We start from the raw sequence: 19,006 nt of genomic DNA, 5'->3' as shown, positions 1-19,006 counted from the left end.
CAAGTCAGTCGACCCAGGTGCCCGTGTCGAGGAAGCGGTGCATCCGCTCGAGGTGCGGCTCGAGGTCCCACCCCTGGGCCGCAACCCAGGCATCGTCGTAGTACGTGTTCGCGTAGCGCGCTCCCCCGTCGCAGATGAGTGTCACGACGCTGCCCTGCTCCCCCGCGGCGAGCATGCGGGCGATGATCTGGAACGCGCCGACGAGGTTCGTTCCCGTCGATCCGCCCGCCCAGTGCTGCGTCTTCTCACGGAGGACGCGGATCGCCGCGACCGAGGCCGCATCCGGCACCTGGATCATGTCGTCGATGACCGTCTCGATGAACGACGGCTCCACGCGCGGGCGTCCGATGCCCTCGATCTTGGACCCCCGGCCGGTCGCGTGGGTGCGGTCGCCCGTCTTCCAGGCCTCGTAGAACGCCGACCCCTCCGGGTCGACGACCGCGAGGCGGGTGTCGTGCCCGCAGTACCTGGCGTAGCGACCGAAGGTGGCGGAGGTGCCGCCGGTTCCGGCGCTGACGACGATCCAGCTCGGAATGGGGAAACGCTCGAGCGACATCTGCGAGTAGACGCTCTCGGCGATGTTGTTGTTCCCTCGCCAGTCGGTGGCGCGCTCGGCGTTCGTGAACTGGTCGAGGTAGTGCCCGTCGACGTCGGCGGCGAGGCGCTCCGCCTCCGAGTAGACCTGCAGCGGCTCGTCGACCAGGTGGCAGCGGCCGCCGTAGAACTCGATGAGCTCGATCTTCTCCGGACTCGTGGTTCGCGGCACGACGGTCACGAACGGCAGCCCGAGCATCCGGGCGAAGTACGACTCCGACACGGCCGTGGAACCGCTCGACGCCTCGACGAGTGTCGTGCGCGGCCCCACCTGCCCGTTCACGATGGCATACAGGATGAGGGAGCGGGCGAGGCGGTGCTTGAGCGAGCCCGTCGGGTGCACCGACTCGTCCTTCAGGTACAGGTCGATGCCCCACTCGCGCGGCAGCGGGAAGACGTGCAGGTGCGTGTCAGCGCTGCGGTTGGCGTCGGCTTCGAGCATCCGGATCGCGTTCTGCATCCATCGGCGGTCGGCTTCAGCTTCGTGTGACATCTCTTCAGTATGCCGGGCCGCGGCACCGTCATCAGCCGCGGTGGATGAGGTCGAGGATCTCCGTGTAGTAGCCGTGGAACTCGGGGCTGCCGAGCACGTCGACCTCGCGGGGGCGGGGGAGGTCGATCGCGTACTCGGCCGCGACCTTGCCGGGGCGCGGGGTCATCGCGATGACGCGGTCGGAGAGGAAGACGGCCTCCTCGATGTCGTGGGTGATGAGCATGACCGTCATGCGGTGGCGCTCCCAGACCTCGGTGAGCAGCTCCTGCATGGTGCGTCGGGTGAGCGCGTCGAGGGCACCGAAGGGCTCATCCATGAGGAGCACGTCCGGGCCGTAGGCGAGCGAGCGGGCGAGGGCCACGCGCTGCTGCATGCCGCCGGAGAGCTGCGCCGGGTACTTCGACTCGAAGCCGGTCAGGCCGACCTGGTCGAGCACGTCCCGAGCCCGGTCGATGCGCTGCTTCTTCGTCAGGCCCGGCTCGCCGTCGAGGGCGAAGACGACGTTGTCGATGGCGCTGAGCCACGGCAGCAGCGTCGCCTGCTGGAACACGACGCCGCGGTCGCGGCCCGGCCCGAGGATCTCGTGGCCGCTGAGCGACGCGGTGCCGGAGGTGGGCGCCTCGAGGCCGGCGATGACGGAGAGCAGGGTGCTCTTGCCGCATCCGGATGCGCCGACGACGGAGACGAACTCGCGGTCGCCGAGCACGAGGTCGACATCGGCGAGCGCGGTCACCTCGCCGAAGCGCTTCGTGACGTCGGAGACGACGACCTTGGGGTCGCGGAGGGCGGTTTCGACGGTCATCAGACACGTCCCTTCAGGTAGCGGAAGAAGCGCCGGCCGAGCCCGCGCATGACCTGGTCGAAGAGGAGGCCGAGGAGCCCGAGCACGATCACGTAGCCGATGATGAGGTCGGTCTCGAGGAAGCGCTGCGCCTGCGTGATGCGGTAGCCCATGCCCTCGGTCGCGGCGACGAGCTCGGCGACCACGAGCCAGGTCCAGGCCCAGCCGAGGCTGATGCGGAGCGCATCCCAGATCCGCGGGAGCGCGGAGGGGAAGACGATGCGGATGAGGATCTTGGTGCGGCTGAGGCCGAGCGTCGCGCCGAGGTTCTGGTACGACATGGGCACGCGCCGCACGGCGTCGGCGACCATGAGCACCTGCTGGAAGAAGGTGCCGAGGAAGATGATGAGCACCTTCTGCGAGTCGTCGGTGCCGACCCAGAGGATGGTCAGCGGAACGAACGCGACGACCGGCATGTAGCGGATGAAGTCCATGATCGGCTCGATCGCGGCCTCGACCCGCGGGATGGAGCCGCAGAGCACGCCGATCGGCACGGCGATGACGCTGGCCAGGAGGTAGCCGACCATGACGCGGTAGGTGCTGACGGCGATGTCCGACCAGAGCTGGCCGTTGACGCCCTGGTCGATGAGCTTCTCGGTGACCGCGATCGGCGACGGCAGGAAGAGGGGGCGGACGAGGCCGCTGGTCGAGATCGCCGTCCATGCCGCGAGCAGCAGGATGAAGGTGATGACGGACGTGACGAGGTATTGGCGCCTGGTGAGCGGTGCTCTGACCGGCTTCCGGCGCGCCCCGGTCGCGGGCTGCGTGCTCGCGACCGGGGCCGTGCTCTGAACTGCCATGGGGCTCTGGTCTCCTGTGGTTGCTGTGCGCCGGTGGCTACTGGTGCCGGGGTGCTGGGTGCCTGTGCTGCCGCGGTGCCGGTGTCTACTCGGCGCCGCCGACGAAGGTGAGGTCGACGACGGAGGGGAGGTCGGTGCCGCCCGTGAGGATGCCGATGTCGGTGGCGACGCTGTCGACGCTGGGGAGGACGGTCTCGAGGTAGTGGCCGCCGAGCTCGGTGGCGTTCTCCTCGAGGGTGAAGAACTGCACGCCGTCGAAGGCGCTGTCGAGCGACTCGACGTCGCTGCCGATGTTCTCGGCGATGATCGCGCGCGCCGCGTCGGTGTCCGACTCGTAGAAGTCGATGGATGGGCCCCACGCGTCGACGATGCCCTGCACGGTCTCGCCGTTCTCGGCCAGGTAGGTGTTGTCGACGACGAGGACGTCGCTGATGAGGCCGGCGTTCTCGGCCGCCGTGTAGATCTCGGTGATGTCGGGGCTGGAGGACCGGGCCTCGGAGATGTAGGGCTCGTAGGTGACGGCGACGGGGACGCTGCCGCCGATGAGCGCGGTTGCCGCTTCGGAGGGGTCCATGGGGACGGGCTCGATGTCGTCGAGCGAGAGGCTGTTCTCCTGCAGCGCGTAGCCGAGGAGGAGGTTGCTGACGGAGCCTTCCTCGAAGGCGACCTGCTGGCCGGCCAGGTCGGCGACGTCGGTGACGCTGCCGTCGGAGAGGATGGCGTCGGCCGTGAGGGACGCGTCGAGCAGCAGCACGATGCTGACGTCGAGGCCCTGCTCGATGAACTGGAGCGCGCTGTGGCTTGCGACGTTCGCGACCTGGATGCGGTCGGCGGCGAAGGCCGCGGTCATGTCGGCGTCGTTCATGAAGTTCGTGATCTCGACCTCGACGCCGGCGTCGGTGAAGTAGCCGTTCTCCTGCGCGATGTACCAGGGGCCGTAGCCGAGCCAGGGCTGGATGCCCATCCCGACGGCTTCCGCGTCGCCTTCGCTCGAGGCTGCCGAGTCCGCCGTGCAGGCGGTGGTGGCGAGCAGCGCGGCGCTCAACGCGAGGGCGCCCACGGTGCGGAGTGCGTTCTTGGTGGTGGTCATGAGGGTCCTTCCGGGACGGATTCGCCGGGAGCGGCTTGGGTCAAGAATCGGCAGGTCCCGGGCGACAAGCAAATAGCGAGACTCGAAGCTCGAGATCCAAAAGAGAGATGCAATTGACCAGCAATATCGGCGAAATGCATACGAAACATGGGGTGCTCAGTGTGGCGAGGAGCGTCGGTCACCGCGGCCGCGCGAGACGGGAGCCCCATGGACGCCACCCTCTTCACGAACGGCACGCTGTACCTCGGCGCGGGCGCCTTCGAGCGGGCGTCGCTGCTGGTCATCGGCGACCGGATCGTCGACGTGATCCCCGACGGCGGCGAGCTCCAGACCGCCGCGCACCTGGTCGACCTGGCGGGCGGGACGCTGCTCCCGGGGTTCCAGGACGCGCACGTGCATCCGCTGCTCGCGGGGCTGCAATCGCTCGGCATCGACCTCAAGCCCGTGCACGACCGCGGCGAGTACCTGCGGCTCATCGCCGACTACGCGGCCGCGAACCCGACGGCGCCGGTGCTGACGGGCGGCGGCTGGTTCGGCGACGTCTTCGAGGGCGGGTTCCCGACGGCGGCCGAGCTGGAGGGCATCGACGAGCGGCCCATCATGCTGCACAGCCACGACGCGCACGGCATGTGGGTGAACACTGCGGCATTGCGGGCCGCCGGGATCGACAGGGCGACTCCGGATCCGCAGGGCGGCCGCCTCATCCGCGACGGACTGGGCCAGCCGACGGGCATGCTGCTGGAGTCGGCGGTCGCGCTGGTCGAGCACCTCATGCCGGCACCCGACGAGGCGCTTGTCGAGGCGGCCCTCGAGGCCGCGCAGCACGAGCTCCACTCGGTGGGGGTCACGGCGTGGCAGGACGCGGCCGTCGGCGACAGCGACCTCGGCCCGAACCCGCTCCCCGCGTACCTGCGCCTCGCAGCCGACGGCCGCCTGACCGCGCGGGTCGTGCTCGCGCAGTGGTGGGACCGTGCGCGTGGCGTGGAGCAGATCGCCGACTTCGAGCGCGTCCGGGCGGAGGCCGCGGAGGTGGGGGTGGATGCGGGCACCGTGAAGGTCATGATCGACGGCATGGTGGAGAACCACACGGCGTCGATGCTCGAGCCGTTCGAGGGGCACCCGGGAGACGTGGGCATCGCCTTCCTCTCCCCCGAGGCGCTTGTCGAGCTGACGACGGCGCTCGACGCGGCCGACTTCCAGGTGCACTTCCACGCCGTCGGCGACGCGGCGACCCGGCACGCGCTCGACGCGGTGGAGGCGGCGATCCGTCGCAATGGGCGCCGCGGGAATCGCCACCACGTGGCGCACCTTGACCTGATCGACCCGTCCGACATCGCGCGGTTCGCGGAGCTCGACGTGGCGGCGAACGTCACGGCGGTGTGGGCGCGGCGGGACGAGGAGATCGTGCACCGCAAGCTGCCGCTGCTCGGCCCCGAGCGGGAGCTGACGCATTTCCCGTTCGGTGATCTGCATCGTGCGGGGGCGCGCATCGTGGGCGGCAGCGACTGGCCGGTGACCACGCCGAATCCGCTCTGGTCGATTCGCACGGCCGTGACGCGCACTGGGCTGGTCGAGGATCCGCACGCGATCGGCGATGGCGTGCTCACGCATCCGCTGCTCGGCGAGCAGGCCCTGCCGCTCGGGGTCGCCCTGGACGCGTACCTCGCGGAGGCGGCCTGGGTGAACCGGCTCGAGGGTGACACGGGTCGGCTCGAGGCCGGCCGCCTCGCCGACCTGGTGTGGGTGGACGCCGACCTCAGCGACCTCGACGCCTACGGTTCGGCGAGCGTGCGCCGCACGTACCTCGGCGGGGTGGTCGTCTACCAGGCGCCGTGAGGCGCCGTCGCGTCCTGCTCGGCGACTGACTTCCTGCACTGGGCGGCGAAGAGCTCGGCCTTCTTGGTGAGCTGCTTCGAGCCTCCGGAGCGGGCGAGCACGAGCTCGAGGGGCGGCAGGTCATCGGTGATGTGCAGGTGCCGCAGTTCGCCGCCGGAGTAGGTGGAGGCGACACGCGGCTGCTGGTTGAGGAGCGTGAATCCGTGCCCGCTTCCTACCATGGCGCGCACGGCCTCGAAGCTCGCGAACCGGTAGCGCACGTGGGGGCGGAGGCCGGCGCGCGTGAACCACTGGAGGAAGTAGTCGCGGCTGACGGGCATGTCGAGCAGCACCATGGGCAGCTCGGCGAGTTCGGCGAGGCTCACGCTGTCGCGGTCGGCGAGTGGATGGTGCACGCTGACGGCCGCGTAGAGGGGAACTTCGGCGAGCACCTCGCGCTCGACGGCGGCGTCCAAGCCCAGGTCGTAGGTGAGGGCGATCTCGATGGCCTGGCTGGCGAGCGCATCCGGGACCTGCTCGGCGGTCATCTCGGTGACGTCGACGAGGAGTTCGGGATGCTCGTCGGCGAGTCCGCTGATGACGGATGGCAGGTAGAAGGGTGCGAGGGTGCGGAAGCAGCCGACGGTGAGGCGGCCGGCCGTGTTCTCGGGGCGGAGGGCGCCGAGGGCGTCGTCGACGGAGGCGAGGATGCCGCGCGCGCGGACGAGGAAGTCGGCGCCGGTCGCGGTGAGCTGCAGCCCCTTGGCTCGGCGGCGGATGAGGAGTTGCGCGCCGACGGCGGTCTCGAGGTTGGCGATGGCCGTTGAGACGGCGGACTGGGCGACGAACAGCTCGTCGGCTGCCCAGGTCATGCTGCCGTGCTCGGCGGCCGCGACGAAGTAGCGGAGCTGTGTGAGCGAGACGTCGCTGCGGCCTGGTGAGCGCATGGCTCCTCGTTTCGAATATGTTACGGAGATATTGCCAACAGTTTTACATCTCTATTTTAGATGACAACGGCGGAGTCGACGAGCGCTTCGAGGTCGCCGCTGCGGAGGCCAGGCCAGCCGTGCACCGTCTCGACGAGTGCTGCGGGGAGTGCCCGCGAGCCGTGGACCGCGCCGGCGAGGGAACCGGCGATGGCCGCGACGGTGTCGGTGTCGCCTCCTCCCCGCACCGCCCGTTCGAGTGCATCCGTGAGGGAGCTGGCGCCGGCGATGGCCGCGAGGGCGCCCTGGTAGGCGCGGACGACCCAGCCGTTCTGCTGCGAGAAGTCGCGTGGGTGCGCACCGGGTGCGAGGGCCTCCTCGGTGAAGGCGCGCCAGCGGTCTCGACGCTCGGCGGGGATCGCGTCGAGCTGGCCGAGGAGATCGAGTTCGCCGGTGAGGATGGCGTGGCGGATGCCGAGGCACCAGAGCACGCACGCGTCGGCGTTGTCGCTCTCCCAGTGGGTGAGCTCGGCGATGCGGGTCGCGGCTTCGACGAGGGCGCGTTCCTGCCCGTCGGCGAGGTGGCCGAGGGCGACGGGGCCGGTGCGCATGAGGGCGCCGTTGCCGCCGCTGCGGCCGGCTCGCGTGTGCACGTCGTGGGCGGCGGCGCGAGCCCGGTCTTCCGTGACGTCCCCTTCGAGGGCGGAGAGCACGGTCCGCGTCTGGGCGCCGACGTCCTTCGCGTCGCGGGCCCACTCGCGCCAGGCCACGACGACGCTGGCGAGGGCTGCCGGGTCGTTCAGGGATGCTCCGCCCGCGAGCGCCTGGAGGATCGGCATGGCCATGGAGGTGTCGTCGGTCCACTCCCCCGCGCCGTGCCCGAAGACGCCGACCCCGTAGACGACGGGTGTGTCGTCCGAGAGCGGCGGCCCGAACTCGTACTGGGAGCCGAGGGCGTCGCCGACGGCGGAGGCGAGCACGGCGCCGTGGGCACGGTCGAGTTGGGCTGGCGTGAGTGTCATGGCTCCAGTGTCCAACGAACCGCCGACAAAGCGGTGGCCAGCGTCGACTGGCCACCGCTGTCGGGACGGGTCGGGGACGCTAGTACCCGGCAGGCGCCGAGGACTCCGCGTCGTCGTTCAGCAGCGCTCGGCTGCCCGAGACGCCGAGACGGGTCGCTCCGGCCGCGATGAAGGCATCCGCTTCAGCCCGCGTCCTGACACCTCCGGAGGCCTTGACCTCGAGCCGGTCGCCGACCGTGCTCTTCATGAGCTCGACCGCGTGCACGCTGGCGCCGCCGGCGGGGTGGAACCCGGTGGAGGTCTTCACGAAGTCGGCACCGGCGCGCTCGGCCGCGCGGCAGACGGCGACGATGGCGTCGTCCGAGAGCGCCGCCGATTCGATGATCACCTTGAGCACGATCGGAGCAGGCGCTGCGCCACGAACCGCACGGATGTCCTCCTCGACGGAGTCGTAGTCGCCGTCGATCGCCGCCCCGATGTCGATCACCATGTCGATCTCGTCGGCTCCCTGCTCGACGGCGGTCTTCGCTTCGAGCGCCTTGACGTTGCTCTGGTGGCGACCGCTCGGGAACCCGCAGACGACCGTGAGCTTGAGGTCGGAGCCGTTCGGGAGGGTGACGGGCAGCACGGAGGGCGAGAGGCAGACGCTGTAGGCGCCGAGCTCCGCTGCCTCGGCGATGGTGGCCTCGACGTCGGCGCGGGTGGCCTCGGGCTTGAGGAGCGTGTGGTCGAGGTACGTGGCGAGGGGGCGTGCACTGGTCATGGGTTCTGCTGTCCTTTGCTGGTTGGTGGTCGTCACGCCGCGGAAGCCTGCGCGCGGCTGTCGAGGAACTTGTTGAGGATGAGGGCGAGCACGAGGATGATGCCGGTCGCGATCATCTGCACGAAGGACCCGATTCCCATGAGGTTGAAGAGGTTCTTCAGGACGGAGAGGAGCAGGACGGCGATGAACGTGCCGCCCACGCCACCTCGACCGCCGAAGAGGCTCGTGCCGCCGAGGACGACGGCCGCGATCGCATCCAGCTCGGCTCCCTGGAAGGCCGTGGGCTGGCCGATCGTGAGGCGACTCGTGAGGAGCACCCCGGCGAGCGCTGCCGTGAACCCGGAGAAGCCGAAGACCGCGGCCTTGACCCAGTTGACCGGGATGCCCGAGAGGCGTGCTGCCTCCTCGTTGCTGCCGACGGCGTAGATGTACTCGCCGAAGGTCGTGTAGCGGAGGATGACGGCGGTGAGGAGGGTGACGCCGATGAAGATGAGGCCGGTGAGCGGGAGCAGCCCGAGGTAGCCGCCGCCGATGATCGTGAACTCGGCCGGCAGGTTGGTGCCAGCCGGGCGCCCGTCGGTGAGCGTGTAGGCCCAGCCCCGCACGGCGGTGAGTCCGGCGAGCGTCACGATGAAGGCGGGGAGTCGCACCCAGGACGACACCGCGCCCATGAGGAGCCCGATGCCGATGCCGGCGGCCAGGGAGATGAGGATCGCGAGCACCACGGGCATGCGCCCGTCGAGCAGGATCGCCACGGTCATGCCGCTGAAGGCGGCGATCGAGCCGACGGCGAGGTCGATGCCGCTCGTGAGGATCACGAGGGTCATGCCGATGGCGATGATGCCCGTGAGGCTCGACTGCTGCAGCAGGTTGGAGACGTTCCGGACGGTGAGGAACTCGGGGCTGAGGATGGCCGCCAGCGCGCAGATGATGACGAACACGATGAGCAGGTTGCCCTTGATGAGCCAGCTCGAGCTGCGCTGCTTCCAGGTCTTCGCGCTCGCGCGCTCCTCGGTTGGAGCCGGCGTTGTGGTGGTCGCGTTCATGATGCCTTCCCGCTGATGATTGCGTGACTGATGCGTGCTTCGCTCGAGATGAGCGGGTCGAAGTCCGCGACGTTGCGTCCCTCGTGCATGACGACGATGCGGTCGGCATTCGCCATGAGTTCGCCGAGCTCGCTTGATGCGACGAGCACGGCGGCGCCCTGGTCCGCGAGGATGCGGACCTGGCGGTAGAGGTCGGCCTTGGCGCCGATGTCCAGGCCTCGAGTGGGCTCGTCCAGCAGCAGCACTCTCGTGTCGCGAGCGAGCCACTTGGCGAGGACGACCTTCTGCTGGTTGCCGCCCGAGAGCAGACGGATCTCCTGGCCGGGCTTGCCGAACTTGACGGAGAGGCGTTCCAGGATTGGGGCAGACGTCGCCCAGGACCGTTCGCGCGGCAGCACCTGGGAGGAGCCGCGGAGCGAGGCGATGCCGGCGTTTCGGGCCACGGAGAGCCCCAGGAAGAGCCCCTCCGTCTTTCGGCTCTCGGGAACGAGGCCGAAGTGGTGGTTGACCGCGGCTCGCACGGAGGTGAGGGTCGCCTGCTTGCCCAAGACCTGGACGTCCCGCTTGGCCTTGCGTGCTCCGAAGAGCGCGGAGAGGAGCGTGGTGCGCCCCGCCCCGCCGAGGCCGGCGAGCCCGACGATCTCGCCCTTGCGCACGACGATGTCCCGCACATCGATGAGCCCATCGATCGACACGCTCCTGATGTTGAGGGCCTCGACGTCGCTGAATTCCCGCGCATCCCGGTGCTCGGTCAGCTCGGCTTTCTTGTCGCCGATCATGTCGCCGATCCAGCGATCCGCGTCGGTGTCCGCGACGGCGTACTTGGCGGCGTTGTACCCGTCACGGAGCACGGTGATGCGCGTTCCGATGTCTCGGATCTCGTCCATCCGGTGCGAGATGTAGATCACGGCGCGGCCCTCGTCGGTGAGGCGGCGGATGACGTTGAAGACGTTCTCGACGTCGGCCTCGCCGAGCGTTGCGGTCGGCTCGTCCATGACGATGATGCGGGCATCCGTCGTGAGGGCGCGCGCGATGGCGGTGAGCTGCTGGTCGGCGAGCGGCAGGGTGCCGACGACGGCGTCCGGCGAGAACTTCGCCCCGACGCGCTTGAGGTAGTCGGCGGCGAGGCGCCGCCTCGTCGAGCGCTTGACGAGGCCGCCGATGCTCGGCGTGTGGCCGAGGAACAGGTTCTGGGCCACGGTGAGGTCGGCGAAGAGATCGAGCTCCTGGTAGATGACGCTGATGCCGGCGCGGATGCCGTCGAGCGGACCGGAGAACTTCACCTCCGCACCGCCGATGGAGATCACTCCGGCGTCCGGCGTGTAGGAACCGGCGAGGATCTTCATGAGCGTCGACTTGCCTGCCCCGTTCTCGCCGAGGAGGCAGTGCACCTCGCCCGGGTAGACGTCGAGGTCGACCGACTTGAGGGCGAGCGTGCCCGGGAAGCCCTTGCGGATGCCGCGCATCGTGAGGACCGGAGGCGTTCCTTCTCCAATGACAGCAGTCATCGTTTCCTCGCTTCTCTGAGGTAGTTGGCGCACTCGTCGTCCGTGACGAGCACTGAGCAGAATTTGTTGTCGACGACCGCGTGGCAGACGGGCCACTTCTCGCGGCCCGAGATGACCGCGACGGCAGTGCGGGCGCTGCTGAGGGTCTCGAGTTCGAGGCCGAGCGTTCGGGCGTCGAGGCCCGGGTCGACGATGTGTCCGTCGGCGTCGATGTACCGGCCGAGGACGTCGCCGACGGCGCCCTTGCGTTCGAGCGTTCGCACGTCGTCCGCAGTCAGGTAGCCGCTCGAGACGAGCACTGACTTCGTGTCGACGGGGCCCGCGCTGAAGACGACCGTCGACGCCTCCCGCGCCTTGTCGAGGATCGTCGACACGAACCGGTCGCTCTCGATCGCCTCGCGGGTGGCCGCCTGCTCGAGGATCGCGGGGCTCGGGAGCAGCGTGACGGTCCCCCTGCCCTTCGAGGCGATCGTGGTGGCCGTCATCGATGCCATGCCCACGCGGCGGTTGACGGTGACGCCTCCGTTGACCTGCACGACGTCGACCCCGTCTGCCCACCCGTCTGGCAGCGCGTCGGCGACCTGCTGGAGGGTGCGCCCCCAGGAGACGCCGAGCGTTCGCACGCGGGGTCGGAGCGTCGCGAGGTAGTCGGCTGCTGCTTCGGCGACTCGAATGCGCGTCTCGGCGTCGTTGTTCGAGCTCGGGACGACGATCGCGTCGGCGAGCCCGTAGAGCTCCTGCAGTTCGCGCTCGAGTGGCAGCCGCCTGGCTTTGGGGTGCACGATCTCGATGCGCACGAAGCCGCGTTCCTTCGCCTGCGCGAGGAGGCGACCGACCTTCCAGCGCGTCACGCCGAGGCGGGCGGCGATCTCCGACTGGTTCTTGTCGTCCTGGAAGTACAGCTCGGCGGCGCGGATCGCGAGGAGCTCGTCCTCGCCGTTCATGCTGCGCCGACTCTCGCGGTCGTCTGCGTCGATCTCACGAGCTCGTGGCTCATGCCGGTGAGCAGCTGCGTCGACCGCTCGTACCGCTCGTAGGCGTCCGCGAGCGGCTGGGTCGCGGCTGGGTTCGGTTCCACGATGACGTGGTCCGGGGCGAAGCGTCTGGCGACCTCGGCGCGGTCCTCGCCGGTGTCTGCGGCGACCCCCAGGATTCCGAGCGCGAGGGTCGTGAGGTTCTCCCCCGAGACGAGGTTGACGGGGCGGCCGAGTGCATCCGCTGTCGTCTGCAGCCAGAGCGGGTTGTGCCGGATGCCGCCGGTCAAGAAGACGTCGTCGGAGTCGACCCCGACGGCCTCGAAGGATTCGAGCACCTGTCGGGTGCCGAAGGAGACGGCTTCGACCGTGGCCCGGTAGAGCTGGGCCGGGGTCGCGCCGAGCGAGAGGCCGAGCACCGCGCCGCGGAGGCTCGGGTCACGGTGGGGTGTGCGGTTGCCCATGAAGTGGTCGAGCACGAGGATGCCGTGCTCGGCCGCCGGCACCTCGCTCGCGCCGGCGACGAGCTGACCGAGCCTGTCGCGGGGCACCCCGAGGATGCGCTCCGAGAGCCACGAGAGCGCTGACCCGGCAGACACCTGGCCGCCCTCGATGAGCCAGCGGTCGTGCGTGAGCGCGCCGGGGTACGGCCCCCAGATGGTGGGCGAGAAGACGGGCTCGTCGAGTTCCGCGATGAAGGCGTTCGACGTTCCGGCGACGATCGCGACCGGGTTCCTGCTGACGCCGCTGAGGGCGACGAGCGCGAGGTGGGCGTCGATGCCGCCGGCGAAGACGATGGCGCCCGGCTCCACTCCCAGCTCGGCGGCGGCCGCACGGCTGAGCTCGCCGACGATGTCGCCGACCGCCGCGATGTCCTGCGGCAGCTTCTCCGCGAGGTCCGGGATACCGAGCTGCGCGTAGAGGTCGGACGGGAGCGCATCCTCTCGATGGTCGTAGTTCCACTTGCAGGTCGCGTTGAGTCGCGAGCCCACCCAGCGCCCCGTGAGGCGGAGGGTCATGTAGTCGACGGATTCGCCGATGTGCGTCGCTGCCGCGTAGTTCTCCGGCTCGTTGCGGGCGAGCCACATGGCCTTGGGGACCAGCCATTCGGAGCTGTCGGAGCCGCCCGCGAACCGCAGCGACGGGTGGTCGATCTCGGCGGTGCGCTCGGATTCCGCGCCCGCTCTGCTGTCCATCCACAGCAGGGCGGGGCGGATGGGGGCACCGGTGTCGTCGAGGACAACGACGGAGGAGGAGGTCGTGGCGACGCCCACGGCGCGGACGGACCGCACCGAGGCCGCCTCCAGGGCTTCCCTGGCGGCGCGCACGGTGGCGCTCCACCAGTCGCGCGGGTTCTGCTCGGCCCAGCCTGGGTGCGGGTACGCGGTCTGATACGGGGCCGACGCGGTGGAGACTCGTGTCCCCGCCTCGTCGAACACTCCGGCGCGCGCGCCTTCCGTACCGATGTCGATTGCCAAGTAGAACGCCACTGTTCTGTCCTTCGTGTTGTGTTGGGGTGCGCGGGCGGGGGTCAGTCTCGGTTGGGGAGGAAGAGCACCTTCGAGCTGAAGATGGAGCGCTCACCGAGATGCTTCATGGTGAGCGGAAGCTCGTCGAGGCTGAGCTCGTGGGTGATCATGAACTCCCACTTGAGGCTGCCGTCCGCGAAGGCTCGCGCCGACTCGACCCATTCTCGACCCGGGAAGGGCGCCGAGAAGGAGTTCCAGCTGCCGTGGAGCGACACCTCCTTGCGGAGGAAGTGGCTGAAGACCGCCTTCTCGAGCTCCACCGTCTTGTGGGGGATGCCGATGAAGGCCGCCTCGCCGTGGCGTGCCGTGAGCTTCGTCGCGAGGGCGATCGTCGCTGGCACACCCGCGGACTCGATGATGACGTCGAAGCCCTTGCCCGCGTGGGCGATGGCTTCCTCGTCGTTGACGGCCGTGAGGGTGGCCCCGGCTTCGAGCGCCATGTCGGCCTTCTGCTGGTTCACGTCGACCGCGAGCACTTCGCTGGCCCCCATGAGCTTCGCCCACTGGATGGCGAACAGCCCGATGGGGCCGGCCCCGATGACGGCGACTCGGGAGCCCTCGCCGAGCTTCGTCTTGTAGATGGCGTGGAGCGCGATGGCGGACGGATCCATCATGGCCGCCGCCCGCGGGTCGACGCCCTCCGGCATGAGGAAGAGGTTGCCCGCGTTGACGACCACGTACTGCGCGTAGGCCCCGTCCTGGCGGCTGCCGAAGTAGCCGTAGTTCTCGCAGAGGCTGAAGTGCCCGTCGAGGCAGCTCTCGCATTCGTTGCACGGGATGAGCGGTGGCACGGTCGCGAGCTGGCCGATCTCGAGGCCTTCGACGTCAGCGCCGATCTCGACGATGTGGCCCGAGAACTCGTGCCCGCAGATGATGGGCAGCAGATAGGCGCCGGCGAAGTTCATGCGCGGGATGTCGGAGCCGCACACGCCGCACGCGGCGACCTTGAGCAGCACGTCGCCGGTGCCCGGCTTTGGCACGTCCACGCTTTCCACGCGGATGTCGCCTGGCGCGTGCATCACTGCCGCGGTCATCGTCTCGGTCATTGTCGCTTCCTCCAGGAATCGATGGTGGTTGGTGGTGTCGCTCGGGGCGAGAGGGTCACTTGCCGCCCTGCGCGAAGAGGGTGTCTCCGACCAGGTCGCCCGCGTTGTCCTTGGTCACGAGTTCGGTGCCCGCGTCGATCTCGGCTTCCACGTCCTCGCCGGCCGCGGCGCTGAGCGCGGTCTCGGCCGCGACGGTGCCGAGGGCGATCGGGTCGTTGAGCGAGGTCGCGACGTACTGCTCGCCTTCGGCGATCGCGTCGACGGCTTCCATGAGTCCGTCGACTCCGGCGACGAGGACGTCGGTGCGTCCGTTCTCCTGGAGCACCTGGAGGGCGCCGAGCGCCATGTCGTCGTTGTGGGCGTACACGACCTTCACGTCGGAGTTCGACTGGAGGAGGTCCTGCATGGCGGTGACGGCGTTCGAGCGGATGTACTCCGCGTACGGGCCAGCGACGATGTTCACCGACGAGTCGCCCTCGAAGACGCTGTGGAAGCCTTCCGAGCGGTCCATGGCGACGGTTCCGCCGGCGTCGCCCTGGATCTCGATGATCTTGCCGCCTTCGGCGCCGAGCGCCTCCTTGACCTGCTCGCCGACGAGCTTGCCCATCTCGACGTTGTCGCGGCCCACGTGGGCGATGGCGCCTTCCGCGGAGCGGTCGACGGTGACGACGGGGATGCCCGCGGCCTCGGCGGAGGCGATGCTCTGCGCGATGCCCTGGGGGTCGACCGGGTTGATGAGGAGGACGTCCACGCCCTTGGTGATGAGGTCTTCGATGTCGTTGTTCTGCTTGGTGACGTCGCCGTTGGCGTCGACGTACTCGAGTTCAGCGCCTGCCGCGTCTGCGGCTTCCTGCACGCCGACGCCGAGCTCGACGTAGAACGGCGACTGCTGCGTGGCCTGGCTGAAGCCGATGGAGATGGTGCCGTCGTCGGCTCCGCCTGCGCTGGCGCCTTCCCCTCCTGGGGTGGTGGTGACAGAGCAGCCGGTCAGCAGCAACGATGCTGCGGCGACGGTGGTGAGAAACAAGCCCGATTTCTTCATTGAAATGACCTCCTTGGTCCGGATGACTGAGGACAAGGTAGGTCGGCTGAGAGGGTCGCGGCAACAGCTGAGCAGTGCTTTGCTCATGTGAGCACTGGCACTCGCGAAACGTGCTCACATGCGCGCTCAGAAGAGCACTTCAGGGGCCGAGCGAAGTGCTCGGCCCCTGAAGTAAAAGAGGGTGTTGTCGGCTGCTGGCGGTCGCTATCAGCCCGCCGGGCGGTCAGCTGAGGTCGGTGACGACGACGCGCGCGATCTCTGGGTTCTTGAGCGACGCGTAGCCGTCCTGCACGTCGGCGAGTGAGATCTCGCTGGAGACCAGGGCGTCGAGTTCGAACCGTCCCTGCAGGTAGAGGTTCGCGTAGAGAGGGATGTCGCGCTTCGCGCTGGTGCCACCCATGTAGACGCCTTCGACTCGACGTTTCATCGAGAGCAGCTCGACCGGTGAGACGGTGAGCGTGGCGGTGGGGTCGAGCACGCCGATGAGGTAGAGCCCTCCGCCCGGGGCCACCATCTGCAGCGCCTGCTGGGTGACGGGGCCGAGACCGACGAAGTCGAAGACCGAGTCGGCGCCGACCCCCGTGATGCGCAGGACCGCGGCGACGGGGTCTTCCTTGGCTGAGTTGATGACGTGGGTCGCACCGAATTTCTTGGCCCGTTCGAGCTTCTCGTCGGCGATGTCGATGGCGATGATGGTCGCGGCGCCGGCGGTGATGGCTCCGTTGAGGGCGTTGAGTCCGACGCCGCCCGTTCCGATGATGACGACGGCGTCGCTGGGCTGCACGTTGGCGGTGTTGAGGACTGCGCCGGCTCCGGTGACGACGCCGCAGCCAAGGAGGGCCGCCTGCGGCCAGGGGATCTCGTTCGGGACGACGGCGACCTGGTTCTCGTGCACGAGGATCTGCTGCGCGAACCCGCCGAGCGCCATGCCCTGCGCGACCGGCTGCCCGTTCTCCGAGAGGCGGGGCGGCTGGTCGGCGCTGCGTTCCGTGTAGCTCGGGTTGGAGCAGAGGGTGACCTTGCCGGCGAGGCAGCGCTTGCAGGTGCCGCAGTACTGCACGAGGCAACCGACGACGTGGTCGCCGATCTTCACCTCGGAGACGTCGGGGCCAACCCCGATGACGACGCCGGCGACTTCGTGGCCGAGCACCATGGGCGGCTCGTAGCCGAGTGGATGCGTGGCCGCGAGCTCGTCGGAGTGGCAGAGCCCCGAGGCGCGGACGTCGACGAGCACCTCGCGCCCGATCGGGGTGGCGATGTCGATGTCGGCGATCTCGAAGGGTTGTCCGTAGCCGCGGACGATGGATGCTCTCATGAGGGTGCCTTTCTTTGGAGGCCGTCAGCGTTGACGGTGGTTCGTGGGCCCATGCATCCATGGCGGCATGAGCGCGTAGAGATGGTTGGCCATCGTTTCCTCGTCGGCCTCGATCTCGTCGAGGATCCAGGCCGCGAGCAGGTGGGCGGCGGCGCTGGCGATGTAGCGCGAGGCGATGTCCGCGCGGACGCCGCGCGGGGCGCCCACCTCGCTGATGTGGGCGGCGATCGGGGGCTCCATCGCCTCTTGGATGCGATGGGTTGCCGAGACCCCAGGAAGGCGGAGTGCGGCTCTGTAGAGCGCGCGGTGCTGCGCGAAGTGTCCGACGAGGCGGCGCTGGGAGTCGAGCATCGCGGCGTGGGGGTCGGTGGTGCGCGCGATGTTCGCCGTCGCTGCGATGTCCGCGAAGAGCGGCTCCTGCATTCGAAGCGCGAGGTCGCTGACGTCGGCGAAGTGCGTGTAGAAGACGGAGCGGCTGACTCCGAGCTCGCGCGTGATCGCCGAGACGGAGACCTCGCGGTTGGCGGCGCAGAGACGCGCGGCGGCGTCGAAGAGCCCCTGGCGGGTGCGCTCGGCGCGCGGATCGCCGGAGGTCTTGAGGTTCTCGCGGACGACCGCGATGTCGGTGGCTTCGCTGCTCACGATCCGAGGCTAGAGGTTTTCTAGACATGTGTCTAGAAGATGGATGCTCAGAAGAATCCGAACAGGATCAGGCCAGGCCAGGACCGTGCCCCGCGTCGACGCCGCCAACACCGAAATCAGGCGTTCTGCTCGACCCGTTCCTTCGCCGCGACCCGAGCCGGCAGCAACATCCCGATAGCGAAGAACCCGGCGAGTATGACACCCCAGATGATCGCGGCGACGATGCCGCCGACGAGGAACGGGAAGTTCCAGATGGCGATGATCAGCACGAGGACAAGCCCGATGCCGCCGGCCAGCGATGCGACGGTGACCCACGACGAGGCTGTGCCCTCGGCGGCATCCCGCTTGAGGCGCGCGCGGAAGGCGACGACGGCGAAGCTCGCGAGGGTCATCATGACGATGACGCCCACCGCGCCTGCGCCGGAGTACCAGGTGTAGATCTGCAGCACGGGGTCGAGCTGCGCGAGCGCCGAGACGACGACCACGACGGCGGTGATGATCGTCACCCACAGGGATGCGCGCGACGGGGCCGAGTGCTTCGGGTGCACGGCGGCGAGGGTGCGCGGCAGCACGTCGCGCTCCCCCAGCGTGAACAGGTAGCGGGTGACGATGTTGTGGAACGCGAGCATGCACGCGAACATGCTCGTCACGACGAGGACCTGCACGATGTCGGCCATGATCGGCGCGACCACCTCGCCCGCGAGGCCGACGACGACGCCGGCCGGGTCCTCGTTCGAGAGGGCGACCGCGCTGTCGGCGCCGAGGCCCGCGATGACGAGCCAGGACGAGACGAAGTAGAGCGCGCCGACGGCGATCACGGCGATGTAGGTGGCGCGGGGAACGGTGCGCTCGGGGTCGCGGGCCTCGTTGCGGAACACGGCCGTCGCCTCGAACCCGAAGAAGCCGAGGAACGCGAACAGCAGGCCGAGGCCCGGGGTGCCGGAGACGGCTTCGCTGATGCTGAACGGCAGCGTCGTGAGCTCCCGCCCGGACGCGAGCACGCCCACGTCGATGACGACGACGGCGACGACCTCGAGCACGAGGACGACGCCGAGCACCTTCGCGGAGAGGTCGATGTTGCGGTAGCCGAGGAACCCGACGATCGCGATCATGAGGCCCGAGATGAGCCACCAGGGCACCTGCATCCCGGTCCACAGCTCGAAGAGGTTGCCGGCCTGCACGCCGAGGTAGCAGGTCATCGAAACGGTCAACAGCACGTACGAGAGGAGGGCGATAGATGCGGTACCCAGCCCCAGACGTCGCCCGAGTCCGCGGTCGACGTACGAGTAGAAGGCGCCAGCGTCGGGCACGTGCGGGGTCATCCACGCGTAGCCGACGGAGAAGAGCAGCAGGATCGCGGTCGCGACGAGCACCATGAGCGGCGCGCCGACGGAGCCGGAGACACCGAAGATGATCGGGAAGTTCGCGGCGACCACGGTGATGGGCGCGGCGGCCGCGATCACCATGAACACGATTCCGGGCACGCCGAGCTTGCGGGTGAGCGTGGTCTGGGATGCGGGCCGCTGTGTGCGCGGGGGCGTCTGCGTCAAGAGAGATCCT

At 69.2% G+C, this 19,006-nt stretch carries 17 protein-coding genes; 1 reads left to right on the top strand and 16 read right to left on the bottom strand.

What is annotated here, in order from left to right; genetic code table 11:
• Window positions 1–4 precede the first annotated feature (4 nt).
• From C5E06_RS04705 to C5E06_RS04690, 4 genes are all read right to left on the bottom strand, one after another.
• Entirely contained in the window at window positions 5–1,087 is a 1,083-nt protein-coding gene (locus C5E06_RS04705; RefSeq protein ID WP_104240540.1) for a PLP-dependent cysteine synthase family protein, read from the bottom strand.
• Window positions 1,088–1,118: 31 nt separating this feature from the next.
• Entirely contained in the window at window positions 1,119–1,889 is a 771-nt protein-coding gene (locus C5E06_RS04700; RefSeq protein WP_104240539.1) for an ABC transporter ATP-binding protein, read from the bottom strand.
• Window positions 1,889–2,728 carry an ABC transporter permease gene (locus C5E06_RS04695; protein ID WP_104306156.1) on the bottom strand — a complete coding sequence of 280 codons (840 nt, stop codon included), beginning with the start codon at window positions 2,726–2,728 and terminating at the stop codon, window positions 1,889–1,891. Before C5E06_RS04695 ends, C5E06_RS04700 begins: the two co-directional genes overlap by 1 nt.
• Before the next feature lie 85 nt (window positions 2,729–2,813).
• Entirely contained in the window at window positions 2,814–3,818 is a 1,005-nt protein-coding gene (locus C5E06_RS04690; RefSeq protein WP_104306155.1) for an ABC transporter substrate-binding protein, read from the bottom strand.
• Window positions 3,819–4,025: 207 nt separating this feature from the next.
• Between C5E06_RS04690 and C5E06_RS04685 the strand changes: the two genes are divergently transcribed.
• Window positions 4,026–5,654 (top strand): amidohydrolase, encoded by a 1,629-nt coding sequence (locus C5E06_RS04685; RefSeq protein WP_181062895.1) that lies wholly within the window; start codon window positions 4,026–4,028, stop codon window positions 5,652–5,654.
• Here the strand turns inward: C5E06_RS04685 and C5E06_RS04680 are convergent.
• The 12 genes from C5E06_RS04680 to C5E06_RS04625 form a co-directional block, all read right to left on the bottom strand.
• A complete protein-coding gene (locus tag C5E06_RS04680) occupies window positions 5,639–6,580 on the bottom strand; it encodes a LysR family transcriptional regulator (RefSeq protein WP_104240535.1) in 942 nt (313 codons plus the stop codon). The two genes, C5E06_RS04685 and C5E06_RS04680, sit on opposite strands and share 16 nt — an antisense overlap.
• Before the next feature lie 56 nt (window positions 6,581–6,636).
• Complete coding sequence (locus C5E06_RS04675) at window positions 6,637–7,581, bottom strand: ADP-ribosylglycohydrolase family protein (protein WP_104306153.1); 945 nt, start codon at window positions 7,579–7,581, stop codon at window positions 6,637–6,639.
• Window positions 7,582–7,660: 79 nt separating this feature from the next.
• Window positions 7,661–8,344: a deoxyribose-phosphate aldolase gene (gene deoC, locus C5E06_RS04670; RefSeq protein WP_104306152.1), complete on the bottom strand. Its 684-nt coding sequence runs from the start codon at window positions 8,342–8,344 to the stop codon at window positions 7,661–7,663.
• A 32-nt stretch (window positions 8,345–8,376) separates the two neighbouring features.
• Window positions 8,377–9,390: an ABC transporter permease gene (locus C5E06_RS04665; RefSeq protein ID WP_104240532.1), complete on the bottom strand. Its 1,014-nt coding sequence runs from the start codon at window positions 9,388–9,390 to the stop codon at window positions 8,377–8,379.
• Window positions 9,387–10,898: a sugar ABC transporter ATP-binding protein gene (locus C5E06_RS04660; protein WP_104306151.1), complete on the bottom strand. Its 1,512-nt coding sequence runs from the start codon at window positions 10,896–10,898 to the stop codon at window positions 9,387–9,389. Before C5E06_RS04660 ends, C5E06_RS04665 begins: the two co-directional genes overlap by 4 nt.
• The gene (locus C5E06_RS04655; RefSeq protein ID WP_104306150.1) at window positions 10,895–11,842 is read right to left on the bottom strand and encodes a sugar-binding transcriptional regulator; all 948 of its coding nucleotides are present in this window, start codon (window positions 11,840–11,842) and stop codon (window positions 10,895–10,897) included. The genes C5E06_RS04660 and C5E06_RS04655 overlap by 4 nt, the downstream gene beginning before the upstream one ends.
• The gene (locus C5E06_RS04650) at window positions 11,839–13,362 is read right to left on the bottom strand and encodes a ribulokinase (RefSeq protein ID WP_104306149.1); all 1,524 of its coding nucleotides are present in this window, start codon (window positions 13,360–13,362) and stop codon (window positions 11,839–11,841) included. Before C5E06_RS04650 ends, C5E06_RS04655 begins: the two co-directional genes overlap by 4 nt.
• 41 nt (window positions 13,363–13,403) lie before the next feature.
• Entirely contained in the window at window positions 13,404–14,447 is a 1,044-nt protein-coding gene (locus C5E06_RS04645; RefSeq protein WP_219820182.1) for a galactitol-1-phosphate 5-dehydrogenase, read from the bottom strand.
• A 55-nt stretch (window positions 14,448–14,502) separates the two neighbouring features.
• Entirely contained in the window at window positions 14,503–15,474 is a 972-nt protein-coding gene (locus C5E06_RS04640; protein WP_219820181.1) for a substrate-binding domain-containing protein, read from the bottom strand.
• A 238-nt stretch (window positions 15,475–15,712) separates the two neighbouring features.
• Entirely contained in the window at window positions 15,713–16,804 is a 1,092-nt protein-coding gene (locus tag C5E06_RS04635; protein WP_104306148.1) for a zinc-binding dehydrogenase, read from the bottom strand.
• Between the two features lie 24 nt (window positions 16,805–16,828).
• Window positions 16,829–17,446 carry a TetR/AcrR family transcriptional regulator gene (locus tag C5E06_RS04630; RefSeq protein WP_104306147.1) on the bottom strand — a complete coding sequence of 206 codons (618 nt, stop codon included), beginning with the start codon at window positions 17,444–17,446 and terminating at the stop codon, window positions 16,829–16,831.
• 116 nt (window positions 17,447–17,562) lie between these two features.
• Entirely contained in the window at window positions 17,563–18,996 is a 1,434-nt protein-coding gene (locus tag C5E06_RS04625; protein ID WP_258067496.1) for an APC family permease, read from the bottom strand.
• Window positions 18,997–19,006: the final 10 nt, after the last annotated feature.

Source organism: Pseudoclavibacter sp. RFBI5, assembly GCF_002931395.1.
Lineage (GTDB): Bacteria > Actinomycetota > Actinomycetes > Actinomycetales > Microbacteriaceae > Pseudoclavibacter.
Note: the sequence above shows the minus strand (reverse complement) of the source record. Positions and strands in the feature narration are given on the sequence as shown.

What these genes read in the sequence shown, in the direction of transcription:
- C5E06_RS04675 (WP_104306153.1), bottom strand. Translation starts at nt 7,581, where the DNA reads ATGACACTCACGCCAGCCCAACTCGACCGTGCCCACGGCGCCGTGCTC.
- C5E06_RS04700 (WP_104240539.1), bottom strand. Translation starts at nt 1,889, where the DNA reads ATGACCGTCGAAACCGCCCTCCGCGACCCCAAGGTCGTCGTCTCCGAC.
- C5E06_RS04680 (WP_104240535.1), bottom strand. Translation starts at nt 6,580, where the DNA reads ATGCGCTCACCAGGCCGCAGCGACGTCTCGCTCACACAGCTCCGCTAC.
- C5E06_RS04635 (WP_104306148.1), bottom strand. Translation starts at nt 16,804, where the DNA reads ATGAGAGCATCCATCGTCCGCGGCTACGGACAACCCTTCGAGATCGCC.
- C5E06_RS04665 (WP_104240532.1), bottom strand. Translation starts at nt 9,390, where the DNA reads ATGAACGCGACCACCACAACGCCGGCTCCAACCGAGGAGCGCGCGAGC.
- C5E06_RS04645 (WP_219820182.1), bottom strand. Translation starts at nt 14,447, where the DNA reads ATGACCGAGACGATGACCGCGGCAGTGATGCACGCGCCAGGCGACATC.
- deoC (WP_104306152.1), bottom strand. Translation starts at nt 8,344, where the DNA reads ATGACCAGTGCACGCCCCCTCGCCACGTACCTCGACCACACGCTCCTC.
- C5E06_RS04690 (WP_104306155.1), bottom strand. Translation starts at nt 3,818, where the DNA reads ATGACCACCACCAAGAACGCACTCCGCACCGTGGGCGCCCTCGCGTTG.
- C5E06_RS04705 (WP_104240540.1), bottom strand. Translation starts at nt 1,087, where the DNA reads ATGTCACACGAAGCTGAAGCCGACCGCCGATGGATGCAGAACGCGATC.
- C5E06_RS04685 (WP_181062895.1), top strand. Translation starts at nt 4,026, where the DNA reads ATGGACGCCACCCTCTTCACGAACGGCACGCTGTACCTCGGCGCGGGC.
- C5E06_RS04695 (WP_104306156.1), bottom strand. Translation starts at nt 2,728, where the DNA reads ATGGCAGTTCAGAGCACGGCCCCGGTCGCGAGCACGCAGCCCGCGACC.
- C5E06_RS04660 (WP_104306151.1), bottom strand. Translation starts at nt 10,898, where the DNA reads ATGACTGCTGTCATTGGAGAAGGAACGCCTCCGGTCCTCACGATGCGC.
- C5E06_RS04655 (WP_104306150.1), bottom strand. Translation starts at nt 11,842, where the DNA reads ATGAACGGCGAGGACGAGCTCCTCGCGATCCGCGCCGCCGAGCTGTAC.